Below are 23,550 nucleotides of genomic sequence, written 5' to 3' on the forward strand. Positions count from 1 at the left end.
CTCCGCAGCAAGGGCCGTTCCGGCCACCAGTACGTACAGAACCGGGGCTGATCAGGACATGGGACGAGTCACGGAACGACGCAAGGTGATCCGGATCCGGGACGGCGCGGTCTCCAGCCGCCCCGACACCCTGGTCGCCGAGGAACCGCTGGAGATCCGGCTCAACGGCAAGCCGCTCGCGATCACCATGCGCACCCCGGGCGACGACTTCGCGCTCGCGGCCGGGTTCCTGGTCAGCGAAGGTGTACTGGCGAATGCATACGATCTGCAGAACATCGTGTACTGCGCGGGGGCGACCGTAGACGGTTCGAACTCGTACAACGTGGTGGACGTACGGACGTCTCCCGAGGTCGTCATTCCGGACATCACGCTGGAACGCAACGTGTACACGACGTCCTCGTGCGGCCTGTGCGGCAAGGCGAGCCTCGACGCGGTCCGTACGACGGCACGCTGGCCCATCGCCGACACTCCCCCGGTCCGTGTCGAACCCGCGCTGCTCGCGAGCCTCCCCGACCGGCTCCGCGCGGCCCAGCGGGTCTTCGACCGGACCGGGGGTCTGCACGCGGCGGCGCTGTTCAGCGAGGCGGGCGACCTGCTGGACATACGGGAGGACGTGGGCCGGCACAACGCGGTCGACAAGCTGGTGGGCCGCGCCCTGCAGAACGGCGACCTGCCGCTGTCCCGGGTGATCCTGCTGGTGTCGGGCCGGGCCTCGTTCGAGCTGGCCCAGAAGGCCGTGATGGCGGGCATCCCGGTGCTGGCGGCGGTGTCGGCGCCCTCGTCGCTCGCCGTGGACCTGGCGGCGGAGACGGGCCTGACCCTGGTGGGCTTCCTGCGCGGCAGCAACATGAACGTGTACGCGGGCGAGGACCGCATCGCCCTGCAGGCCACGGCCACCCAGGGCTGAGGCCCGCGCCCCGCGTCACGGCGGCGGGGCCCCGACCGGCGGGGAGCGCCCCCTGCGCCGCAGGGGCCCCGCCTCAGCCCGTCCCTCACCTCACCGCCGTGAAGGCCGGTCCCCTCAGCCCCGCACGCTCTCCACGAACCCCGCGACCAGGGCCGAGCGCCGGGCCGTCTCCCACGCCAGCACCACCTCGTCGGGCTCGGCGTCGGTGACGGGCACGTAGGTGATGTCGGGGCGCGAGTACTGCTCGGCCACGGAGACGGGGACCAGGGTGATGCCCGCGCCGGAGGCCACGGCCTCGAACTTCTCCTCGATGCTGCGGATCGGCACGTCGTCCGGGCCCTGGTCCGCGTACCGCAGCCAGGTCTCGCCGTCGAGGTCCGCCCGCACGAGGTCCTGCTTGCCGGCGAGGCGGTGGTCGCCGGGCAGCATCGCGACCCGGGTCTCGGCGAACAGCGGCAGCAGCGTGAGGCCCTCCTCGCGGATCGGGCGGCGCAGATAGGCGAGGTCGACGGTGCCGTCGAGGATCAGCCGCTCCTGGTCGTCCCACTCGACCCGGCGGGCCCTGACCTCGATGCCGGGGTGGGCGGCGCCGTACGCGCGCACGGTGGGGGTGACCACGATCCCGGCCCGGAAGCCGACGACGAGCCGGTGCGGACCGCGCGCGGACCGTTGCACCCTGCGCCGTGTGGCGTCCGCAGAGGCCAGCAACGCCCGTCCGTCGTCCAGGAGTTGCAGTCCGCCCGTCGTCAACGTCACGCCGTGGCTGTCGCGTTCGAAGAGCGTGGTGTCCAAGTCCTTCTCCAGCGCCCTGATCTGACGGCTCAACACCGGCTGTGCGATGTGCAGCTGCTCGGCCGCGCGCCCGAAGTGCAACAGCTCGGCGACCGCCACGAAGTAGCGGACCTTCCGCAGGTCGAGGTCCATGGTGCCGCCCTTCCGTACGCCGTCGGCGATGCCTTCAGGGTATCGCCACCGCCGGAAGAGGTCTTGGACGGCGAGACGCCCCCGACCGCAGGCTGGATCCCGTCACAGCAACGCGAAAGGGGCAGGACATGGGACTGCAGGGACAGCGGATCGTCGTCATCGGCGGTACGGCGGGCATCGGGCTCGCCGTCGCGGAGGCGGCCGGACAGGAGGGTGCCCGGGTGGTGGTCGCCTCGCGCCGGCAGGAGAGCGTGGACGCGGCGCTGAAGCGGCTCCCGGAGGACGCCGAGGGCCGGGTGCTCGACGCGAGCGACGAGGACGCCGTACGGGACTTCTTCGCGGAGCTCGGCGGCTACGACCACCTCGTCTACACGGCCGGTGAGGCGCTGCTGATGGAGAGCCTCGCGGAGTCCGACCTCGGGCGGGCCCGCGCCTTCCTGGACATCCGGCTCTGGGGTGCCTGTACGGCGGTGAAGTACGGCGCTCCGTCGATCCGGGAGGGGGGTTCCGTGGTCCTGACGACGGGCACCGTGGCGCGCAGGCCGCTCCCCGGCACGACCGTCGCCGCCGCGCTGTGCGGGGCGATGGAGTCGCTGACCCGTGCGCTGGCCCTGGAGCTGGCCCCGCTGCGGGTCAACATCGTGATGCCCGGTGTGGTCCGGACCGAGTTGTGGCGGGAGATGGACACCGAGGACCGGGACGCGTTGTTCGAGTCCGTCGCCGGTTCGCTGCCGGTCGGGCGGATCGGTGAGCCGGCGGACGTCGCCGAGGCGTATCTGTATCTGATGCGCGGCGGCTTCAGCACCGGTTCGACGGTGGTCGTGGACGGCGGCACGCTCCTCGCCTGACGGGACGGCCGCCCCACGCCAGGGGCGACGAGTTCAGCCGCCCGCCGCGAACCGCACCTCCCCCGCCGTCACCACGGACCCCAGTCGGGGGAAGTCGAGCTTCACCGACGCCTGGTGCTCGGCGGCGGTGAGGGCGCTCATCGCGTCCTCGACGAAGACGAGTTGGTGGCCGAGGTCGCCGGCGGCACGGGCGGTGGACTCCACGCCGAGGTTGGTGGCGATCCCGCCGAACACCAGGGTGGTGATGCCCCGTTCACGCAGTCGCTCGTCGAGTCCCGTGCCCTGGAAGCCTCCTATCGTCCGCTTCACGATCTCCAGGTCCCCTTCCCGGTACAGCCCGTCGGCGAGTCCACTGCCGGCGGGCTGTTCGGCTATGCCGGGGCGTTCGACCCGGATCAGCACGACGAGCGCGCCGGCGGAGCGGAAGGTGGCGGCCAACTCCTCCGCCACGAAGAGGACTTCGGTTCCCTTGTACGGTTCGAGCGGCAGCGCGACGATGCGGTCCATCAGGTCGACGAGGACCAGGGCGGTGCGCGCGGGGTCGAGGGCGAGCCGGGGATCGGGTGTCCGGGGTGGAGTCATGACGGAACGTTAGCCCCCGTCAGCCGTCCGTACCGGAAATCCGGATCAACAGGCCCATGAACTGGTCGCGTTCGGCCTCCGACAGCGGCGCGAGAAGCTCGTCGTTGGCGGCGCGGGCCACCTTCTCGCACCGCTTGAGCAGCCGTGCGCCCTCCGGCGTGAGCGACACCGCGTTCTTGCGGCGGTCCTTCGCGTCCGGCTTCCGTACGACCGAGCCCGCGGCCTGGAGGTCGTTCAGAACGCCGACCAGGTCCTTGGGGTCGAGCCCGACACTGCGGCCGAGGTCGGCCTGGGCGACGGGCGCGAGGTCGCGGACGGCGGAGAGCACCACGTGGTGCCACATCTTCAGCCCCTCGGCGGCCAGCGCGTCGGCGACCAGGGCCCGGCCGCGGGCGGCGGCCCGGCCGAGGAGCCAGCTGGGGAGGGAGCGGATCGCGGGGAGGGGTGCTTCGGCCATGCGGGCAGTCTAGCCAAAAGTCGTTGGACTTCCCAATGAAATCGTGAATATCATTGGACCTCCCAACGATCCATGGAGGTGCGATGCGTCGCGTCCGGTACGAGTCCACCGGCGGCCCGCTGTTCCTGGAGGAGGCCCCCGCCCCCGCCCCGGGCCCGGGTGAACTCCTCGTCCGCACCGAGGCGATCGGGGTCACCCTGCCCGTCGTCCGCAAGGTGACCGAGGCCGCCGAGCCGATCCCGCTGGGCGGCGAGATCGCGGGCGAGGTGGCCGCCGTAGGACAGGACGTGACCCGGTTCCGGGTGGGCGAGCGGGTGACGGGGCTGTGCTTCGGGCACGGGTACGCCGACTTCGCGGTCCTGCACGAGGCGATGGCCTCCCCCGTGCCGGACACCGCCTCCGCCGTCGACGCGGTGGCGCTCGTCCGCAGCGGGCTGGTGGCCCTGGGCGCGCTGGACGCGGCCCGTCCCGAGCCCGGCGAGGCCGCGCTCATCACGGCGGCGGCGAGCGGGGTCGGCCATCTCGCCGTGCAGGTGGCGAGGGTGCGGGGTGCCGCACGGGTCGTCGGCGCGGTGTCCGATCCGGCGAAGGCGGCCTTCGTGGGCGGACTGGGCGCCGACGAGGTGATCACCTACGGCCGTCTGGACCGGCCGGGCTGGGGCGACCCCGTCGACTACGTGCTCGACGCGGTGGGCGGCGAGTTGCTCACCCCGGCCGTCGCGGCGCTCGTCCCGGGTGGTCGGCTCGTGGCGTACAGCTCGGGTGGCGGGACGATCCAGGCGTACGACCTGCTCGTGGGCGCCAAGTCGGTGATCGGGTTCCAGATGGCACGGATCGCGCGCGGGAAGCCGGAGCTGTACGAGCGGTGGCGGCAGGAGTTGTGGCGGCTGTTCGCCGACGGGGCCCTGGAACCGGCCGTGCACGGGGAGTTCGCGCTCGCGGAGGCGGCGGAGGCGCACCGGGTGATCGAGTCGCGGAGCAACCTCGGCAAGGTCGTGCTGCGCCCCTGAGAACACCGCCCCACCTGACGCTCCCTCACCACGTGTCCCGCATGGCGAAGTTATGGGGTGACGAGCGCTGCACGCTTCTTGTGAGGCGCCGGAGGCCCCAACTAACGTCTGTGACGCGCCCGTTGGACGTGGGATGTCCGGATGTCCAGACGAATGAAGGGCAGGAAGCACCATGCCGTCGAGTCTTCGCGCACGTCTGAGATCCACCCTCACCGCCGCACTCACCTTGGCCGCGCTCCTCATGCTCCCGAGCCACGCGCACGCCACCGCCCAGACCACCGCCCCCACCCCCGAGTTCGACCAACAGGTCCTCTTCAAGGCTCCCCAGGACGCGGGCTACGCCTGCTTCCGAATCCCGGCCATGGTGAGGACCGACGACGGCACCCTGCTCGCGTTCGCCGAGGGCCGCGTCCTCAACTGCGGTGACGCCGCCGACATCGACATCGTCGTCAAGCGCTCCACGGACGACGGCGTCACCTGGAGCCCGCTGCAGGTCGTCAACCACGGCGGCGGCGACACGCACGGCAACCCGGCCCCCGTCGTGGACCGGAGGACAGGCCGCATCCTGCTCGCCGAGACGTACAACACGGGCCGTACGGACAGCGCCAGTTGCTCGGTCCCCTGCGACCGCACCCCGCACCTGCAGTACAGCGACGACGACGGTCTGACCTGGTCGCAGCCGCGTGACCTGAGCGACGAGATCCTGCCCCCGAACTGGAACTCCTGGTACGCCACGGGCCCCGTGCACGGCATCCAGCTCACCCGCGGCCGGCACAAGGGACGGCTCGTGTTCGGTGTCAACACCGAGACGTGGGACGGGAGTCGGGTCACCGCGAACAACGCGGCGCTGATCGTGAGCGACGACGGCGGCGACCACTGGAAGATCGGCGCGACCGACTCGTACCCGATAGCGGCCGACGGGACCTGGCGGCAGAAGCCGTCCGAGGTGACGCTGACCGAGCGCACCGACGGCTCGATCCTGGTGAGCGGCCGCGAGCAGGACGGCACCGACCTCGGCCACCGCACCCAGGCGGTCAGCCGCGACGGCGGCGACAGCTTCACCGCGCCCTTCCGCGACCTGCCCGACCTGTACGCCCCGCAGGTCCAGTGCTCGACGCTCGGCGTCGGCACCCGCATCCTGCTGTCCTGCGACGCCGACCCCGACCGCCGCCGCACGATGATGATCCGCTCCTCCTACGACGGCGGCCGCACCTGGGACAGCGTGGACCGCGGCACGGTCGTGACGAAGGACTGGTCGGGCTACTCCGACATGGCGCGCATCGACGGCGACAGCGTGGGCCTGCTCTACGAGGGCGGCGCGGTGAGCGCGACCGACGAGATCCGCTTCGCCCGCTTCAACGAGGCCTGGCTGCGACCGCGTCGGGGCCCGGACCCGACGACCGCCGACCTCGCCCCGCACGCGCGACGCGCGGCGGTCCTCGGCGGCGCCCAGGAGACCGACGGCGTGTCCGGCGGCGCCCTGTCCTTCGACGGCGTCGACGACGCCGTGCGGCTGCCGTACAGCGACCGACTCCCGCTGGGGACGAAGGACTTCACGGTGTCGCTCTGGTTCCGCTACACCGCGACGACCGGTGATCAGCCGTTCCTGTGGATGGGCGGGGTCGGCACCACCCAGCCGCAGGTCTGGCTGCGCGGTGAGCCCGCGGGCAACCACGTCCGGGCGCTCATCACCACCCGCGACGGTGCGACAGCCGTCCACACCACCTCCGTGGTCACCGCCGGCGCCTACAACGACGGCCAGTGGCACCAGGCCGTACTGCGGCGCGGCGGCGGGCAGTTGACGCTGTCCGTCGACGGGACGACGGTGAGCACGGCCGACGTCGTGGGCTCCGTGAGCCGCAACTCGCCGTTCGGTGTGCACGTCGGCCAACGCATGGACAGCCTGCAGTACTTCACCGGGTCGATCGACGAAGTCCACGTCTGGGACCGGCTGTTGACGGACGGCGAACTCGCCGCGCGGCACCCTTCTCCCGCCGGAACCGTGCTGTGGCTGCCCATGGACCATGTGAGCGGCAGCCACTAACGTCCCGGGCGTGCCCGACGACCGACGAGCACGACAGCGCACGGGAGCCGGGGTCGGCCTGCTGCTGACCCTGGCTCTCGCGGCCGTGCTGCTCACCGCCCTCCCCCGGGACCACCACGGGGAGGGCGGCGGCACGTGCACGGCCCGTACGGTCCGCGAGTGGTCGCCGGACGCGAGACTCACCGACTCCTTCGCCGCGTACGGCGACGACGAGACCCGTACCGACGACTGGACCGGCGGCGACGGCACCCACTCGGTGCGGCTGCCGGACGGCAGGGTGCTGTGGCTGTTCTCCGACACCTACCTCGGCCGGGTGTACGCCCCGCCCAACCCGGTCGGCGAGTCGTACGCCTGGCGCGACACCGCCGCGCCGCTGGTCCGCAATTCGGCGGTCGTGATGCGCGACGGACACCCCCACCTCACGCTCCCCGCCCCGCTGTTCCCCGATCCCGGCCCGAACGCCTGGCGCTGGCCGGTCGCGGCCCGCGTCGAGCCCCGGTCCCCCGGCTCGGCCGAGTCGGTCGTACGGGTGCTGCTGTGGACGCGGACGGCGGGGCCGTACCCGTGGATCTACGGGGTGCCGGCCGCGACCGAGGTGGCCACGCTGTCGCTGCCCGACCTGCGGGTGGAGTCGATCGTGAAGGTCTTCGGGCAGGAACTGGTCCAAGACCCGTCCCAGCGGGTGCAGTTCGGGACGACGTCGGCCGTGGTGGGCGACTGGACGTACGTCTTCGGCGGGAACGACGCGCAGGCCGCGGCCCGGCCGACCTCCTCGGCGTATGTGGCCCGGGTGCCGGTGGGACGGCTCGCGGAGCCGGACGCCTGGGAGTTCTGGGACGGCTCGGCGTGGACCGCCCGGGCCGGGCCGCGACCGGTGCTCGGCGATGGTCAGCACACCGGTGTGGGCAGCGCGTTCTCGGTGGTGCGGGACGGCGGGACGTACGTCCTGTTCACGATGGCGGCGGGCAGCCGGGGCCTCACCACCGTGACCTCGTACTGGGCCTGTTCGCCCGCCGGACCCTGGCACGGACCGACCCGGAGCTTCGGCCCGCCGCTGCCGCCGGGCCAGGTCGCCGCCTACAACCCACAGGCGCACCCGGAGTTGGGCGACGGCGACCGGCTCGTCCTCAGCTACGACGTCAACTGGCTGGACGCGACCGCCACTTCGGCCGCCCTGAACCTCAGCCGGAACGTGTCGCTGTACCGACCGCGGTTCGTGACCCTGCGGTTGGGGCCGCCGCCCCGCTGACCTCGGGGAGCGGATCGTGGGAGCGGCGCTTGGCGATGACCGCGCACACCATCAGCTGCATCTGGTGGAAGAGCATCAGCGGCAGCACGGCGAGGGAGGCGTGCGCGCCGAACAGGACGCTGGCCATGGGCAGTCCGGACGCGAGGGACTTCTTCGACCCGGCGAACTGGATGGCGATCCGGTCCTCCCGGTCGAAACGCAGCGCCTTGCCGCCGTACCAGGTCAGGGCGAGCATCACCGCGAGCAGGACGGCCTCGACGGCGAGCAGTCCGGCCAGCCGGACCGCGCTGACCTGGTGCCAGATGCCCTGGACCATGCCCTCGCTGAACGCCGTGTAGACGACGAGGAGGATCGATCCGCGGTCGACGTAGCCGAGGACCTTCTTGTGCCGGGTGACGAACCCGCCGATCCAGCGCCGCAGCAACTGCCCGGCCAGGAACGGCACAAGGAGCTGCAGCACGATCTTGAGGAGCGAGTCGGCGGAGAAGCCGCCCGCGTTGCTGCCGAGCAGCGCCGCCGCGAGGAGCGGGGTGATGACGATGCCGGCGAGCGAGGAGAAGGAGCCCGCGCAGATCGCGGCGGGCACGTTGCCGCGCGCGATGGAGGTGAACGCGATCGACGACTGGACGGTCGACGGGACGAGGGTGAGGAACAGCAGCCCCTGGTAGAGGGGGTGCGTCAGCAGCACCGGGACGAGCCCGCGGGCGGCCAGGCCGAGCAACGGGAAGACCACGAAGGTGCACGCCAGGACGGTGGTGTGCAGCCGCCAGTGCTTGAAGCCCTCCACGGCCTCGCGCGTCGAGAGCCGGGTGCCGTAGAGGAAGAAGAGGAAGGCGATCGCGGCGGTGGAGGCGCCCGAGGCGATGTCGGCGCCGGTGCCTCTGGCCGGGAGGAGCGCGGCTACGCCCACTGTTCCGAGCAGCAGCAGGATGTAGGGGTCGATCGGCATCCGGCTCGGCCGTCGCAGGCGTTTCACTGTGCTCCACTACCTCGCTGTACGTCCGTCCCGTCGTCCGGGCGGACTCGTGCCCTCCCCATCCTCCTCTCCGGCCTCTTGATCGGGAATCCGTCATACCGCTCTGACTGCCATCGCGTTTCGCGATAAGCGGTTACCGTGGGGGCATGTACGACCTCTCCCACCTGCGTACCTTCCTCGCGGTGTCCCAAACGCTGAGTTTCACGCAGGCCGCGCGGCGGCTCGGGCTGCGGCAGTCCACCGTGAGCCAGCATGTGCGGCGGCTGGAGGACGCGACGGGACGGCAGCTGTTCACCCGGGACACGCATTCCGTGGAGCTGACCGAGGACGGCGAGGCGATGCTCGGGTTCGCGCGTCGGATGCTGGAGGTGCAGGAGCAGGCGTCGGCGTTCTTCACCGGGACGCGGTTGCGGGGGCGGCTGCGGTTCGGGGCGTCCGAGGACTTCGTACTGACCCGGTTGCCGGAGATTCTGGAGGGGTTCCGCTCCGACCATCCCGAGGTCGACCTTGAGCTGACGGTCGAGTTGTCCGGGACGCTGCACGAGCAACTGGACGCGGGGAAGCTGGACCTGGTGCTGGCCAAGCGCCGGGCCGAGGATTCCCGGGGCGAGCTGGTCTGGCACGACAAGTTGGTGTGGATCGGGGCGGAACGGCTTCGTCTTGATACGGATCGCCCTGTGCCGCTGATCGTTTATCCGCCGCCGGGGATTACCCGGGCGTTGGCGTTGGAGGCGCTGGAGCGGCAGGGGCGGGCTTGGCGGATCGCGTGCACCAGCGGGAGTCTCAATGGGCTGATCGCCGCGGCACGGGCCGGGCTGGGGGTGATGGCGCACTCCCGGGGGATGGTGCCGCCGGGGCTGGTGCGGGTGCCCGAGCGGGTGGGGCTGCCGGAGCTCGGGGAGGTGGACTTCGTGTTGGTGCACGGGCGGCGGCGGGTTTCCGCGCAGGGGGCGGCGGATGCGTTGGCCGGGGCGATCCTCGCGGGTGGGGATCGGTTGCATCTGCGGGGTTGAGGGTGGGGTGCGGGGGGTGCGTTTTGGGTACCGCGCCGTCGTGGGGCTCGTGGCGCCCGGGATCGCGGGGGCGGCCCTCGCGGAGCGCGCGGGGATGCCGGGCGAAGCCGTGAATACCGTACGCCAGTTGGGGTATGCACCCGGCGTCGCCGTGTCCGGGACCGCACTCACCTCCCGGATGCGGGAGGAGACGGCGTCGCGCGGGTGACGGCGGGTGACCGGACGCCAGGGGTAATCGGGTCGTACAGATTCGGTGGAGATTACGGGCCCGAAACCTACGGAACCGTAAGGATTTCTGTCCGGCCCTTCCCCTTGTGCGGGCATTTTCCACCGCTGACCTGTGCGGACGCGCGAACCCCCGGGATTCCCACCCCCTCCCGCCCTTCTGTCCCGTGGGGTAGCTTTCACCGCGCTGTAGGGGAGTGCCAACAGGATCGGGGAGCGGGGTTTGCGCGAGTTCAACAACCCTCCGTTGGCGTTGGCACCGCCGGTGGGCGGTCTGGCCGACGTCGTCTTCGAGCGTGCCCAGGACGACCCCCTCCATGTCTCCCTCGGCCGCAAGGACGAGCAGGACGAGTGGCGGGACGTGACCGCCGCCGAGTTCCGTGACGAGGTTCTCGCGCTCGCCAAGGGACTGCTCGCGCGGGGCGTCCGCTTCGGCGACCGGGTCGCGATCATGTCCCGCACCCGCTACGAGTGGACGCTGTTCGACTTCGCGCTGTGGACGATCGGCGCCCAGGTGGTGCCGATCTACCCGACCTCCTCGGCCGAGCAGTGCTTCTGGATGCTGCACGACGCGCAGGTCTCGGCGGCCATGGTCGAGCACGAGGACCACGCGATGACCATCGCCACCGTCATCGACCGGCTCCCCGCACTGCACCAGCTGTGGCAGCTCGACACGGGCGCCGTGCAGGAGCTGTACGAGGCCGGCGCGCACATCGAGGACGAGGTGGTGCACCGGCACCGCCAGGCCGTCACCCCGGACTCGACCGCGACGATCATCTACACCTCGGGCACCACGGGCAGACCCAAGGGCTGTGTCATCTCGCACGGCAACTTCATGTACGAGGCGGACACGGTCATCGACTCCTGGGAGTCCGTCTTCCACTCGAAGCGGGGCGACGAGGTGGCGACCTTGTTGTTCCTGCCGCTGGCGCACGTCTTCGGGCGGATGGTGGAGGTCGCGGCGATCCGCGGCGGGGTCCGTTTCGGCCACCAGCCGCAGCTGAACGCCGCCGCCCTGCTGCCGGACCTCGTCGCCTTCAAACCGACGTTCATCCTCGCCGTGCCGTACATCTTCGAGAAGGTCTTCAACGCGGCCCGCCGCAAGGCCGAGAAGGACGGCAAGTCCGGTCCGTTCGAGAAAGCCGTCGAGGTCGCGGTGAAGTACGCGGACGCCGTCGAGGCGAAGGCGTGGGGCATCGGCCCGGGCCCGTCGGCGGCCCTGCGCATGCAGCACCAGCTCTTCGACAAACTCGTCTACTCCAAGGTGCGGGCCGCCATGGGCGGCCGTATCCGCAACGCCATGTCCGGCGGGTCGGCCATGGACCGTCGCCTCGGACTGTTCTTCGCGGGCGCGGGCGTCCAGATCTACGAGGGCTACGGCCTCACCGAGTCGACGGCCGCCGCGACCGCCAACCCGCCCGAGCGCACCCGCTACGGCACGGTCGGCCAGGCCATCCCCGGTGTCACCGTGCACATCGCGGACGACGGCGAGATCTGGCTCAACGGCCAGAACGTCTTCCAGGGGTACCTCAACAACCAGAAGGCGACCGACGAGACCCTGCACGACGGCTGGCTCGCCACCGGCGACCTGGGGTCCCTCGACGAGGACGGCTATCTCACGATCACCGGGCGCAAGAAGGAGATCCTGGTGACCTCCGGCGGCAAGAGCGTCGCGCCCGGGCTCCTGGAGGAGCGGGTGCGGGACCATCCGCTGGTCTCGCAGTGCATCGTCGTCGGCAACGACCGCCCCTACATCGCCGCCCTCGTCACCCTCGACCACGAGGCCGTCGAGCACTGGCTGACGATGCGCGGCAAGCCGCAGATGTCGCCGGCCGAGCTGGTGCGGGACGCCGATCTGGAGACCGAGGTGCGGCGCGCGGTGGTCGCCGCCAACACCCTTGTCTCGCAGGCCGAGTCCATCCGCACCTTCCGGATACTGGCCCAGCCCTTCACCGAGGAGCACGGTCTGCTGACCCCCTCGCTGAAGCTGAAGCGCAAGGCCATCGAGAACACGTACGCGAACGAGGTCGAGGCGCTGTACCGCGCCTGAGCGGGTAGACCCTTCCGGGAGCGGGCACGGCCGGATCTCGCGGTCAGGAATGCGGTACGGCCCGTGATCGTTGACCATAGGCGTACCACCCGACGACTGAAGGATCGAGAGCTCGTGAGCAGCAAGGTCCCCCCGATCATCCTCAACAACGGTGTCGAGATGCCCCAGCTGGGCTTCGGTGTCTGGCAGGTGCCGGACGACGAGGCGGAGCGGGCGGTCGCCACCGCGCTCGAGGCCGGGTACCGCAGCATCGACACCGCTGCGATCTACGGCAACGAAGAGGGCACCGGAAAGGCCATCGCCGCGTCCGGCGTCCCGCGCGAGGACCTCTTCGTCACCACCAAGCTCTGGAACAGCGACCAGGGGTACGACGCCACGCTGCGCGCCTTCGACGTCTCGTTGGAGAAGCTCGGCCTGGAGTACCTCGACCTGTATCTGATCCACTGGCCGACCCCGGCCCGGGACAAGTACCTCGACAGCTACAAGGCGTTCGAGAAGCTGTACGCGGACGGCCGGATCCGCGCCATCGGCGTCTCCAACTTCGAGCCCGACCACCTGGCCCGGCTGATCGCGGAGACCTCGGTCATCCCGGCGGTCGACCAGATCGAGCTGCACCCCCAGCTCCAGCAGCTCGCGGCGCGCGAGTACCACGCGGAGCAGGGCATCGCGACCGAGGCCTGGTCGCCGCTCGGCTCGGGCAAGGGCCTCCTGGAGGTCCCGGCGATCGTGGCCATCGCCCAGAAGCACGGCCGCACCCCGGCGCAGGTCGTGCTGCGCTGGCACATCCAGCTGGGCAACGTGGTGATCCCCAAGTCCGTGACGCCGTCGCGGATCAAGGAGAACATCGAGGTCTTCGACTTCAGCCTGGACCCCGAGGACCTCGCGGCGATCAGCGCGCTGAACGAGGACCGTCGGCTGGGTCCGGACCCGTCGACGTTCAACGCGGCCTGATTCCAGGGCACTTGGCCTGATCCCCAGGTGGCGCGATGCGCCCCGGAGCCTTCCGGCTCCGGGGCGCATCGTTTTTTCGTGCCGCCGGCCCACTTGGTTCGTACCAGGGTCTTGACGCGAGCATGCCCGTGGGGCCACCTTGTTGCGCACCCGGTCAGGAAACTTTCCTAACAGAAGGGTCCCCCACAGTGCGCATCCGAACACTGACCCTCGCCGCGGCCTCAGGTGCCGCCCTGCTCGCCGCCGGAGTGCTCCCCGCGAGCGCCTCCGGCGCCACCCCCAAGTCCGCACAGGAGGGCTCGGTCAGCGCGGCCGACCTGCTCTCCAAGGTGACGTCCTGCTCGCAGATATCGAACGGCAAGTACCGCACCGACGACGAGACCTCGGCCACCATCCCGGTCTGCGGCAAGAACGGCGCCGTGTTCTGGAAGGCCGACATGGACATCGACTGCGACGGCCAGCGCACCACGAAGTGCAACGAGAACGCCGACCCCTGGTACCAGGACGACACGGCGTTCCACCAGTCCAACGGCCAGCCCCTGAAGGCGGATTCACTCCCGTACATCGTGGTGCCCAGCTCCAGCAGCATCTGGAAGTACTCCAGTTACGGCATCAAGGGCGGCGGTGTGGTCGCCGTGATCTACAACAACAAGGTCGAGTACGCCGTCGTCGGCGACACCGGCCCCACCAACATCATCGGCGAGGCCTCGTACGCCACGGCCAGCGCGCTCGGCATCGACCCCGACCCGGCGACCGGCGGCGCCGACTCCGGCGTGACGTACATCCTGTTCAAGAACTCGACGGTCTCCCCCATCGAGAGCCACAGCGCGGCGGTCTCCCTGGGCGACCAGCTCGCGAAGCAGTTCCTGGCGAACAACTGAGGCCCCGGAACAGCTGACTTCAGAGACACGTGGGGCCCGTTGCCGCGACCGTTCGCGGCAACGGGCCCTGCTCGTCGGTCAGTTGAACCGGCGGGTCAGTTCGGCTGCCCGATGGGCCGTACGACGACGGTGTTGATGTCGACCCCGGCGGGCTGGCGGATCGACCACAGGATCGTGTCGGCGATCTGGTCGGCGGTGAGGAGATGACCGGGCGGCAGACTGCCGTTGCCGTCCCAGAACGGGGTCTCCACCCGGCCGGGCGCGACCAGCGTCACCCCGATCCCGAACTCCGTGACCTGGCGCCGGGTGTTCTCGGCGAGGCCGGTCATCGCCCACTTGGTGGCGCCGTAGATGTTGCCGGGGGTGTGCACGAACCCGGCGACGCTGCCGATCAGCACGATCCGGCCGTGCGTCTGCTTCAGCGCGTCGACGGACGCCCGGATGAGCAGGGCGGGACCGAGGACGTTGGTCAGCACCATCTCGGTCCACCCGGCCGGGTCCCCGTCGGCCACCGCGTCGTGCGTGGCGACCCCGGCGTTGGCGACGACCGCGTCGAGCCGCCCGAAGCGTTTCAGCGTCGTCTCGACGGCGGCCTGCACCTCGTCGTACTCGGCGGCACTGCCCGGTATCGTCAACAGGCCCTCGGGGTGCCCGAGCCGGGCGGCGAAGTCGTACAGCCGCTGCTCGCTTCGGCCGGTGACCGCCACCCGGCCCCCGGCGCCCAGGAGTTGACGGGCGACGGCGGCGCCGATCCCGCTGCCGCCGCCGGTGATGAGCGCGACGTGAGAGTTGTCGTTCATGGTGGTGGTCCCCCCGTGTATCGGTGAACTCCGCGCAGTTGGAGGGGCAGTTCATCACCTTGAGCAGGCTCGAAGTCAAGCCGCCGAGATCACGGGCCCTTTCCGCCCGGCCGGACCACGGGCCGGCTCAGCCGGTCCGCACCGCCGTGTACACGGTGTGCGCCGCGAGCACGAACACGTCGGCGCGCCGGTGCACGCTCGCCTCGTCCTGCGGGTCGACGAGCCGGTCGAGGGCGGCCCGGTCCTCGGCGCCCAGGGCCTCGCCGTAGATGTCACGGACCCGGGTCAGCCAGGTGGCGACGTACGCGCGGACGCGGTCGGGGGCCGGGGCGGGCAGGTCGAGGAGGAAGCTGCGGGTGCCGGTGTGCTTGAGGCCGGCCGACTCCATCAGGGCGGGCCAGTTCTCGGTCTCGGTGACGGCGTCGGGCAGCTCCTCGCGCATCTGCGCGAACCACTCGGCCTCGATCGCGTCGATCCGCGCCTCCAGGCCCGGGCGGCCGATGCCGAAGTCGCGGGGCAGGAACCGGGAGGGCAGGCCGCCCTCCATGATCGCGAGGGTGCCGCCGGGCGCGAGCCGCTCCGCGAACGCGGCGAGCCCGGCGCGCTGGTCACCGAGGTGGTGCAGGCTGCGGCTGGCCCACAGCAGGTCCGCCGGGTACTCCAACTCGCCCAGGACCTCGGGCAGTTCACCGGTCAGCGTGCCGAAGCGGTCGCCGAAGCCCTGCCGGTCGGCGCGGGCGCGGGCCCGCTCCAGGAGGGGTTCGGAACCGTCCACGGCGACGACCCGGGCACCCGGGAACGTCTCCGCGAACAGACACGCGACCACCCCGGGTCCGCTGCCGACGTCGACGATCAGCCCCGGGTCGGTCCGCTCCTTCGCGAGCCACGCCATGGCCCGCTCGTACAGCGGCGCGAACAACTCCGCCTGGGTCTCCAGCAGGGGGCCCATGACAGCCCAGTCGAGCGCGGTGTGGTCGTGCTGGTGACGGCCCCCGCCGGCCTTCTGCTCGCACCCGGGACCGTGCTCATGCCCGTGGTCGTGCCGGCCGTCCTGCTTCTGCTCGTGGTCGTGCTTGTGCTCGTGCGCCATGGTGGTCAGCCTCTCGTCCGCGTGCCGTCAGCCTGCGCCGGCGCACCGCGCGGCGGCCAGTGACGTTGCCGAAGCGGCAAAAAATCGCGGCAAAAAGAGGCGCCGGAAATTCGGATGCGCCGGAGGCCACCGGTCCCCGAGCATGCCCGTATGGACGACGCGATGGCGCAACGCTTCCTCGAGGACGGCTTCGTGAAGATCGAGGGCGCCTTCCCGCCCCGGGTCGCGGAGCACTGCGCGCGACTGCTGTGGCGGGAGACGGGCTACGACGCGGAGGACCCCGGCACGTGGAAGGACCCCGTGGTGTGGGTGGGCGACATGGCCCAGGGACCCTTCGCCGCGTCGGTCAACTCCCCTGTGCTGCATGAGGCGTTCGACGCGCTGGTGGGCCCGGGGCGGTGGCAGTCCCGGTACTCGGTGGGCAGTTTCCCGCTGCGTTTCCCGCACGCGACGGAACCGGACGACGCGGGCTGGCACATCGAGGGCAGTTATCCGGCGGAGGGCGCGGAGCACGAGTGGCCGTACGCGAATCTGGTCTCGCGGGGCCGGGCGCTGCTGATGCTGATGCTCTACTCCGAGGTCACCGAGGAGGACGCCCCGACGCGCATCCGGGTCGGCTCCCACCTCGACGTGCCCCGCGTCCTCGCACCGTACGGCGAGAAGGGCGCCTCGTCGCTCGCACTCGGCCCGCAGGTGGCCGAGGCGTCCGCCGGGCGCCCCCTCGCACACGCCACCGGCAACCCCGGCGACGTCTACCTCTGCCACCCCTTCCTGGTCCACGCGGCCCAGCCCCATCACGGCACCCGCCCCCGCTTCATGGGCCAACCGCCCCTGATGCCGGCAGCGCCCTACGAGTTGGACCGCCCCGGCGGCACATATTCGCCGGTGGAGTCGGCAATACGCCGGGGCCTGTCGAACAAGGCCTGACCCCCGCGCCCCTGCTTTCAGGGGCGCGGGGCTGTGCCTGTATGCGGCCACCGTCGCGGGGCTCGACCAGCCCCCACCGGCCGTCAGCCAAGAACAGACCTACAGCGGCGGATACGCATTCGCCATCAGCTGCTGAAACTGAGCCGAGAACCAGTGCCCGGACAACGGCGCATTCGGCAACGCCCCGGACAGGCTGTTCCCGTTACGCGCATTCCCCGTGTACGTCGGGTCGCACATCCGGTCGAACCCCTTGCCCTCGTCATTGGCGATGGCAGTACTGGACCCGTCCGACTCCCCCGGCGGCTTCATCCACACATACGCGTCGATCCCGGCGGCAGGAGCGGCCTTCGGCCGCTCACCCAGCCCCGCACCGGACTGGTTGCACCAGTTCCCGATGTGGATCCGCCGGTCGTACCGCCCACCGTCGACGTACGTGTCCACGCTGGTGGTCGCACCCGGCCCGGCGGGACGGGCGGAGCCACCCCATCCGTTCCGCGACGTGTCGATCAGCATGCCGATACCGGAGTTGAAGCCCACGGACACCAACTCATTGCGGAATGCCTGGGCGTACGACTGCTCGTCCACGTAGCGGTTCCAGTCGACCCACTTGGACTGGCGTACGGAGACACCGTTGACGCTGTCGTTGATGGTGAAGTTGTTCTCCTTCAGGGCGCTGTAGTTGGCCGTGTTGGTGATGAACCCGGCCACGTCGTCGACGGTCGCGCCCTCGGCGTTCGCGGCCTGGTAGAAGAGGTTCGCGGAGGGGACGAAGTTGTCGTCCCAGCCGAGCCAGCCGTGGTGTCCGGCGTCGATGTAGTTGTAGACGTTGGGGATCGCGCCGAGCTTGTTCAGCGCGTAGCCCACGCCCTTCACGTAGTTGCCGTTGGCGAGCATCGTGTCGCACTGCGGGGTGGCGGTGGCCTTGCTGCCGGTGTTGGTCACGAGGTTGGGCAGCGAGTCGATCTCGATCGTGGTGACGATCCGCAGCGAGGCGTACTTGCTGTCGGCGAGGATCGAGGCGATCGGGTCGATGAACTCGCTCTCGTAGCGGCCGATCTCGGTCGGGCCGAGTTCACCGTTGGAGGCGAGGGCAGCGCAGTCGCGCCCGGGGAGGTCGTAGACGACGAGCTGGACGACCTCTTCGCCGGTGCCCTTCTGGGCGAGCGCCGCGTCGAGGTGGTCACGCAGGCCCATCCCGCCGTTGACGCCGTTGATCGCGGCGATGCGGTCGAGCCAGACGCCGGTGGGCTGGTTGGAGACCCGGCTGCCACCCGGCTCGGCGGCGGCCTTCGCGGACCACTCCGGGTTCACGTACACCTTGGCGCCGGCGTACGGGTTGTCGACCCGCCCGCTGGGATCGGTGGTGCCACCGCCCCCTCCCCCGCCGCTGCCGTCGTCGACGTTGCAGGTCACCCCGTCGAGGGTGAACGTGGTCGGCAGCGCGTTGGTGCCGCTGTAGGAGGCGTTGAAGCCGAAGCTGACCGAACTCCCGGTCGCCAGGCTCCCGTTGTAGGTCTCGTTGGCCGCCGTGACGGCGGTCCCGCTCTGGCTGATCTTCGCGTTCCAGCCGCTGGTCACCTTCTGGTTGCCGGCGTACGACCACTTCGCGGCCCAACTGGACTTCGCGGCGCCGTTGTTGGTGATCGTGACGGCGGCGGTGAAGCCGGTGTCCCACTGGCTCTGCACCTTGTAGTCGACGCTGCAGGGGATCGCGGCGATGCCGGTGTCCGCCGAGGGAGCGGCGGCGACCGCCGTCCCCGAGGCCCCGGCGACGAGCACCAAGGCAGCGAGCAACGCTGTTCTGGTACGGCTCATGAGTGCGGGTTTCCTTGTCTGTGAAGGAAGTTGAGTGCCGTGCTGCGCTGTGCGGAGTGCGCTGTTCTGTGTGCGGGGGCGCCTATCCGTCGAGGGCACGCAGGTGGTCGCGCAGCCCGATGCCGTACGCCGTCGGCGTACCGTCGTAGTCGGAGATCAGTGACGGACCCGCGGAACAGTCCCAGGTGTTCCAGGTCCAGCCGAGATACGAGAGCCCGCGGTCGTCGAACCACTTCATGACCTGGTCGACGAAGGCGTGCGAGCAGGTGTTCTCGCCGATCTCCCCTGCCACCAGCGGCACTTGGGCCGCGACGGGGGCGAGTGTGGTGTTCCAGCAGCTCTCGGTCGCGCAGGTGTTGAAGTTGTACACGTGGTACGCGGCGACGAGATTGCCGGTCGGGTCAGTGGGTTTGTAGGCCAGCCACTGGCTGAGGTCGTTCGAGTACGCGAGCCCGCCGGCCATGATCACGTTGGTGGCGCCGGTGGACCGTACGGCGTCGACGAGATCCTGCATACCGGCGACCTCGTACCCGATGCCGGGGCAGGTCCCGCCGTCGCGCCAGCACTGCCACGCCTGGGTGGTCGTGGAGGTCGCGCGGTCCGGGTAGGGCTCGTTGAACAGGTCGAACGCGACGGCCTGGTCGCCCTTGAAGGTGCTCGCGACCGAGGACCAGAACGACGGCGTGTACTGCGCGTCCGGCATCGGCTTCTGGCAGGTGGCGTGCACGTCGGAGCAGCCCGCCGAGTTGCCGGTGTACTGGCCGTAGGTCCAGTGCAGTTCGACGATCGGGGTCATGCCGTGTGCCTCGACCTTCGCCACCAGGTCCTTGACGGCGGCGATGTAGTTGGCGCCCCCGTACTCGGGCTTGATGTTCGAAAGCCCCAGCCAGCACTCCTCGTTGAGCGGAATGCGGACCGTGTTCGCCTTCCAGTCGGCGATCGCCGCGACGGCCGCGTCGTCCACCGGGCCGTCCCAGATGCCGTAGCCCTGCACGCACATGAACTCGCCGCCGGAGCGATTGACGCCGAGCAGACGGCGGTTGGTGCCGTCGGCGTCCACGAGCTTGTTCCCGGCGACGTGCAGCGCGGGCACGGTGCCGTCGGCCGGTGGTGAGGTCGGAGGCGGCGACGTGGGCGGCGTCGGCTCCGCATCGACGTTGCAGGCCGTGCCGTTGAGCTTGAACGCGGTCGGTACGGCGTTGCTCCCCGCCCAGTTGGCGAGGAACCCGGCGCTGACGCTCGCGCCGGTGCCGAGGGCGCCGTTCCAGCTCTCGTTGGTCGCGGTGACCGTCGTGCCGGACTGGGACCACTTGGCGTTCCAGCCCTGGGTGACTTTCTGGCCGCCGGCGAAGTCGAAGCTCAGGCTCCAACTGCTCACCGGTGCCCTGTTGTTGGTGATCTGCACTGCACCTTGGAATCCGGAGTCCCACTGGCTGGTGACCGAGTACTCCACCGTGCACGCGGGAGTGGCGCCGGACGCCGTGACCACCGGAACGACCAATGCCCCGACAAGGGCGGTCGCGCCGGCCACGGCTAAAAGTACTGAACGCGGGGGGTGTCGCATGAGCGACTCCTTGCAGCTCGGGCGCGTCGCAAGGACGCGTCGACTGACGGAATCGCTCCCACTGGTGTCCAGGAAGGTAGCGCCAAGTGACGGTAAAGGACAGGGGAGTCACAGACTTTCGCTGACTTTCCCCCAACCCGCGGTCGTCGAATCTTTTCGACTCTGTAAGCACCTTGACCGCCCACACCCCCGTCCCCACTATGGGAGCGCTCCCACTGGTTCAAGGCTTGTTGCTGCTCCGCCCCCACTTCTCCGAGCCGCAAGGAGGAACCAGCACATGCACCCCAGAAGGAGACGCCGCGTCACGCGGAGACTCTGGACCGCCGTCGTGGCGGCTCTCGCCCTTCCGTTGTCGCTGCTCGCGACCGGTACAACTCCCGCTCAGGCGGCGACAGTTCAGTGCAGCGTGGACTACAAGGCCAATGACTGGGGCTCCGGCTTCACCGCGGATCTGACCCTCACCAACCGGGGTACGGACGCGATCAACGGCTGGACCCTGACGTACGGCTACACCGGCAACCAGAAGCTCAGCAACGGCTGGAACGGCACCTGGTCCCAGTCCGGCTCCACGGTCTCGGTGACGAACGCGTCGTACAACGGGACGATCGCCGCGGGCGCCGCCGTCTCGACCGGCGCGCAGTTCAGCTACAGCGGCACCAACACCGCGCCCACCTCGTTCGCGGTCAACGGCACCACCTGCGCCGGCGCGCACCAGCCGCCGATCACGGTGCTGACCAGCCCGAACGCGGGCGCGATCTACACACAGGGGGCCGCGGTCCCGCTCGCGGCGACCGCTGCGGCGGCCGACAACGCGACGATCAGCAAGGTGGAGTTCTACGACGACACCACGCTGCTCGGCACGGACACGACCTCGCCGTACACTTTTTCGGCCTCCGGTTTGACCGTGGGCAGTCATTCGCTGGTGGCGAAGGCCTACGACAGTCTCGGCGCGTCCGGGGAGTCGACCCCGGTCGGCATCACGGTGACGTCGGGGCCCGCGGTGGTGGCCTCACCGGCCCAACTCGGCGTCCAGCAGGGCAAGACGGGCACCTACGCGGTGTCGTTGTCCTCGCAGCCGGCGTCGAACGTGACGGTGACGACGGCTCGCGCGAGTGGCAACACGGGTCTGTCGGTCACCGGCGGCGCGTCGCTCACCTTCACGCCGTCGAACTGGAGCACCGCGCAGACGGTGACCCTCACGGCGGACGCGTCGGGCACCGGTTCGGCGTCCTTCGAGTCGACGGCGACGGGGTTCACCAAGGCCACGGTCACGGTGACGGAGCTGGCGGCGGCGAACGCGTACGACGCGCGCTTCCTGGACCTGTACGGCAGGATCACCAACCCGGCGAACGGCTACTTCTCACCCCAGGGCATCCCCTACCACTCGGTGGAGACCCTGATCGTCGAGGCTCCCGACCAGGGGCACGAGACCACGTCGGAGGCCTACAGCTATCTGCTGTGGCTGCAGGCGATGTACGGCAAGGTGACGGGCGACTGGTCGAAGTTCAACGGCGCCTGGGCCCTCATGGAGAAATACATGATCCCCACCCACGCCGACCAGCCGACCAACTCCTTCTACAACGCCTCGAAACCCGCGACCTACGCGCCCGAGCTGGACACTCCGAACGAGTATCCGGCGAAGCTCGACCCCTCGGTGCCGGTGGGATCGGATCCCATCGCCGGTGAACTGAAGACCGCATACGGTACGGACGACGTCTACGGTATGCACTGGCTGGAGGACGTCGACAACACCTACGGCTACGGCGACACGCCGGGCGGCGGGTGCGAGGCGGGGCCGACGGCGAGCGGGCCGTCGTACATCAACACCTTCCAGCGCGGAGCGCAGGAGTCGGTGTGGGAGACGGTGCCGCAGCCGACCTGCGACGCCTTCAAGTACGGCGGAAAGAACGGGTACTTGGACCTGTTCACGGGTGACTCCTCGTACGCCAAGCAGTGGAAGTACACCGACGCTCCCGACGCCGACGCGCGGGCCGTGCAGGCCGCGTACTGGGCCGATGTGTGGGCCAAGGAGCAGGGCAAGGGCTCCGACGTCTCCGCGACCGTCGGCAAGGCGGCGAAGATGGGCGACTATCTCCGGTACGCCATGTACGACAAGTACTTCAAGAAAATCGGCAACTGCGTCGGACCCTCGACCTGCCCGGCCGGGACCGGCAAGGACGCCTCGGACTACCTGCTGTCCTGGTACTACGCATGGGGCGGCGCCAATGACACCAGTGCGGGTTGGGCCTGGCGCATCGGGTCCAGCCATGTGCACGGGGGTTACCAGAACCCGCTGGCCGCCTACGCGTTGAGCTCGTACGCGGACCTGAAGCCCAAGTCGGCGACGGGTGCGGCGGATTGGAGCACCTCGCTGTCGCGGCAGCTGGAGTTCTACCGCTGGCTGCAGTCGAGCGAGGGCGCCATCGCCGGTGGGGCGACGAACAGTTGGCAGGGCCGGTACGCGACTCCGCCGACCGGGACGTCGACGTTCTACGGCATGTACTACGACCCGCAGCCCGTCTACCACGACCCGCCGTCCAACCAGTGGTTCGGCTTCCAGGCATGGTCCATGGAACGGGTCGCCGAGTACTACCAGCAGACGGGAAACGCGAGCGCGAAGGCGGTCCTCGACAAGTGGGTCGCGTGGGCACTGTCCAAGACCACGGTCAATCCCGACGGAACGTACCTGATTCCCTCGACGCTGCAGTGGTCGGGACAGCCGGACACGTGGAACGCGTCAAGTCCCGGCGCCAATACGGGACTTCACGTCACCGTCGCCGACTACACCAATGACGTCGGTGTGGCCGCCGCGTACGCCAAGACCCTGACGTACTACGGCGCCAAGTCCGGCAACGCGGCTGCCAAGACGACCGCGAAGGCGCTTCTCGACGGAATGTGGGGCAACTACCAGGACAGCCTGGGTGTCGCCGTTCCGGAGACCCGGGCGGACTACAACCGGTTCGACGACAGCGTGTACGTGCCGAGCGGGTTCAGCGGGACGATGCCGAACGGGGACGCGATCAACTCGGCCTCCACGTTCGCCTCGTTGCGGTCCTTCTACAAGAACGACCCGGCCTGGTCGAAGATCCAGAGTTATCTGGCGGGTGGGGCCGCGCCGGTCTTCACGTATCACCGGTTCTGGGCCCAGGCGGATGTCGCCTTGGCCATGGGGTCGTACGCGGAGCTTCTCGAATAGCCCCGCCGGGTGCTCCGCGGGTTGGGTCGTTCTTTGACTGC

Annotated in this window: 19 protein-coding genes; 11 read left to right on the forward strand and 8 right to left on the reverse strand. The window is 70.1% G+C overall.

Features of this window, described 5'->3' with window-relative positions; all coding sequences use genetic code 11:
* Positions 1–58 precede the first annotated feature (58 nt).
* Positions 59–907 carry a formate dehydrogenase accessory sulfurtransferase FdhD gene (fdhD, locus tag OHT77_RS08780; protein ID WP_328827526.1) on the forward strand — a complete coding sequence of 283 codons (849 nt, stop codon included), beginning with the start codon at positions 59–61 and terminating at the stop codon, positions 905–907.
* A gap of 114 nt (positions 908–1,021) precedes the next feature.
* Here fdhD and OHT77_RS08785 read toward each other — a convergent pair whose 3' ends face one another.
* Positions 1,022–1,831: a LysR family transcriptional regulator gene (locus OHT77_RS08785; RefSeq protein WP_328827528.1), complete on the reverse strand. Its 810-nt coding sequence runs from the start codon at positions 1,829–1,831 to the stop codon at positions 1,022–1,024.
* Between the two features lie 128 nt (positions 1,832–1,959).
* On the opposite strand from OHT77_RS08785, the gene OHT77_RS08790 reads away from it, so the two are divergent.
* Positions 1,960–2,679: an SDR family oxidoreductase gene (locus OHT77_RS08790; protein ID WP_328827529.1), complete on the forward strand. Its 720-nt coding sequence runs from the start codon at positions 1,960–1,962 to the stop codon at positions 2,677–2,679.
* A gap of 33 nt (positions 2,680–2,712) precedes the next feature.
* Here the strand turns inward: OHT77_RS08790 and OHT77_RS08795 are convergent, their stop codons facing one another.
* Positions 2,713–3,261, reverse strand: coding sequence for an isochorismatase family protein (locus OHT77_RS08795; protein ID WP_328827530.1), 549 nt, complete (start codon positions 3,259–3,261; stop codon positions 2,713–2,715).
* A gap of 19 nt (positions 3,262–3,280) precedes the next feature.
* Positions 3,281–3,718: a MarR family winged helix-turn-helix transcriptional regulator gene (locus tag OHT77_RS08800; protein ID WP_328827531.1), complete on the reverse strand. Its 438-nt coding sequence runs from the start codon at positions 3,716–3,718 to the stop codon at positions 3,281–3,283.
* Between the two features lie 83 nt (positions 3,719–3,801).
* On the opposite strand from OHT77_RS08800, the gene OHT77_RS08805 reads away from it, so the two are divergent.
* The 3 genes from OHT77_RS08805 to OHT77_RS08815 all read left to right on the forward strand — a co-directional run bounded on the left by OHT77_RS08805 (position 3,802) and on the right by OHT77_RS08815 (position 8,021).
* Entirely contained in the window at positions 3,802–4,728 is a 927-nt protein-coding gene (locus OHT77_RS08805) for a quinone oxidoreductase family protein (protein ID WP_328827533.1), read from the forward strand.
* Between the two features lie 172 nt (positions 4,729–4,900).
* Entirely contained in the window at positions 4,901–6,772 is a 1,872-nt protein-coding gene (locus tag OHT77_RS08810) for a sialidase family protein (RefSeq protein WP_328827534.1), read from the forward strand.
* A 10-nt stretch (positions 6,773–6,782) separates the two neighbouring features.
* The gene (locus OHT77_RS08815; protein WP_328827535.1) at positions 6,783–8,021 is read left to right on the forward strand and encodes a hypothetical protein; all 1,239 of its coding nucleotides are present in this window, start codon (positions 6,783–6,785) and stop codon (positions 8,019–8,021) included.
* Here OHT77_RS08815 and OHT77_RS08820 read toward each other — a convergent pair.
* Positions 7,954–8,970, reverse strand: a complete 1,017-nt coding sequence (locus OHT77_RS08820) for a bile acid:sodium symporter family protein (protein ID WP_328834189.1) — start codon at positions 8,968–8,970, stop codon at positions 7,954–7,956. The genes OHT77_RS08815 and OHT77_RS08820 overlap by 68 nt on opposite strands.
* A 173-nt stretch (positions 8,971–9,143) precedes the next feature.
* On the opposite strand from OHT77_RS08820, the gene OHT77_RS08825 reads away from it, so the two are divergent.
* From OHT77_RS08825 to OHT77_RS08840, 4 genes are all read left to right on the forward strand, one after another.
* Complete coding sequence (locus OHT77_RS08825) at positions 9,144–10,010, forward strand: LysR substrate-binding domain-containing protein (RefSeq protein ID WP_328827537.1); 867 nt, start codon at positions 9,144–9,146, stop codon at positions 10,008–10,010.
* Between the two features lie 448 nt (positions 10,011–10,458).
* On the forward strand, positions 10,459–12,285 hold the full coding sequence (locus OHT77_RS08830; RefSeq protein WP_328827539.1) for an AMP-dependent synthetase/ligase: 1,827 nt from the start codon (positions 10,459–10,461) through the stop codon (positions 12,283–12,285).
* 114 nt (positions 12,286–12,399) lie between these two features.
* Positions 12,400–13,236 (forward strand): aldo/keto reductase, encoded by an 837-nt coding sequence (locus OHT77_RS08835; RefSeq protein ID WP_328827540.1) that lies wholly within the window; start codon positions 12,400–12,402, stop codon positions 13,234–13,236.
* 188 nt (positions 13,237–13,424) lie between these two features.
* Positions 13,425–14,117, forward strand: a complete 693-nt coding sequence (locus OHT77_RS08840) for a glycoside hydrolase family 75 protein (protein ID WP_328827542.1) — start codon at positions 13,425–13,427, stop codon at positions 14,115–14,117.
* Between the two features lie 95 nt (positions 14,118–14,212).
* On the opposite strand, the gene OHT77_RS08845 is transcribed toward OHT77_RS08840, so the two are convergent.
* Positions 14,213–14,917: an SDR family oxidoreductase gene (locus OHT77_RS08845; RefSeq protein ID WP_328827543.1), complete on the reverse strand. Its 705-nt coding sequence runs from the start codon at positions 14,915–14,917 to the stop codon at positions 14,213–14,215.
* A gap of 127 nt (positions 14,918–15,044) precedes the next feature.
* The gene (locus OHT77_RS08850) at positions 15,045–16,007 is read right to left on the reverse strand and encodes a class I SAM-dependent methyltransferase (protein WP_328827544.1); all 963 of its coding nucleotides are present in this window, start codon (positions 16,005–16,007) and stop codon (positions 15,045–15,047) included.
* A gap of 150 nt (positions 16,008–16,157) precedes the next feature.
* Here OHT77_RS08850 and OHT77_RS08855 point away from each other — a divergent pair, with 150 nt between their 5' ends.
* Positions 16,158–16,934, forward strand: a complete 777-nt coding sequence (locus tag OHT77_RS08855) for a phytanoyl-CoA dioxygenase family protein (RefSeq protein WP_328827545.1) — start codon at positions 16,158–16,160, stop codon at positions 16,932–16,934.
* Positions 16,935–17,033: 99 nt separating this feature from the next.
* On the opposite strand, the gene OHT77_RS08860 is transcribed toward OHT77_RS08855, so the two are convergent.
* Both OHT77_RS08860 and OHT77_RS08865 read right to left on the reverse strand, forming a co-directional pair.
* Positions 17,034–18,749 carry a glycoside hydrolase family 6 protein gene (locus OHT77_RS08860; protein WP_328827546.1) on the reverse strand — a complete coding sequence of 572 codons (1,716 nt, stop codon included), beginning with the start codon at positions 18,747–18,749 and terminating at the stop codon, positions 17,034–17,036.
* 82 nt (positions 18,750–18,831) lie between these two features.
* Positions 18,832–20,313 (reverse strand): cellulase family glycosylhydrolase, encoded by a 1,482-nt coding sequence (locus OHT77_RS08865; RefSeq protein ID WP_328827547.1) that lies wholly within the window; start codon positions 20,311–20,313, stop codon positions 18,832–18,834.
* Between the two features lie 277 nt (positions 20,314–20,590).
* On the opposite strand from OHT77_RS08865, the gene OHT77_RS08870 reads away from it, so the two are divergent.
* On the forward strand, positions 20,591–23,509 hold the full coding sequence (locus OHT77_RS08870) for a glycoside hydrolase family 48 protein (protein ID WP_328827549.1): 2,919 nt from the start codon (positions 20,591–20,593) through the stop codon (positions 23,507–23,509).
* Positions 23,510–23,550 lie beyond the last annotated feature (41 nt).

The sequence above is a fragment of the Streptomyces sp. NBC_00252 genome (assembly GCF_036187565.1).
Taxonomy (GTDB): Bacteria; Actinomycetota; Actinomycetes; order Streptomycetales; family Streptomycetaceae; genus Streptomyces.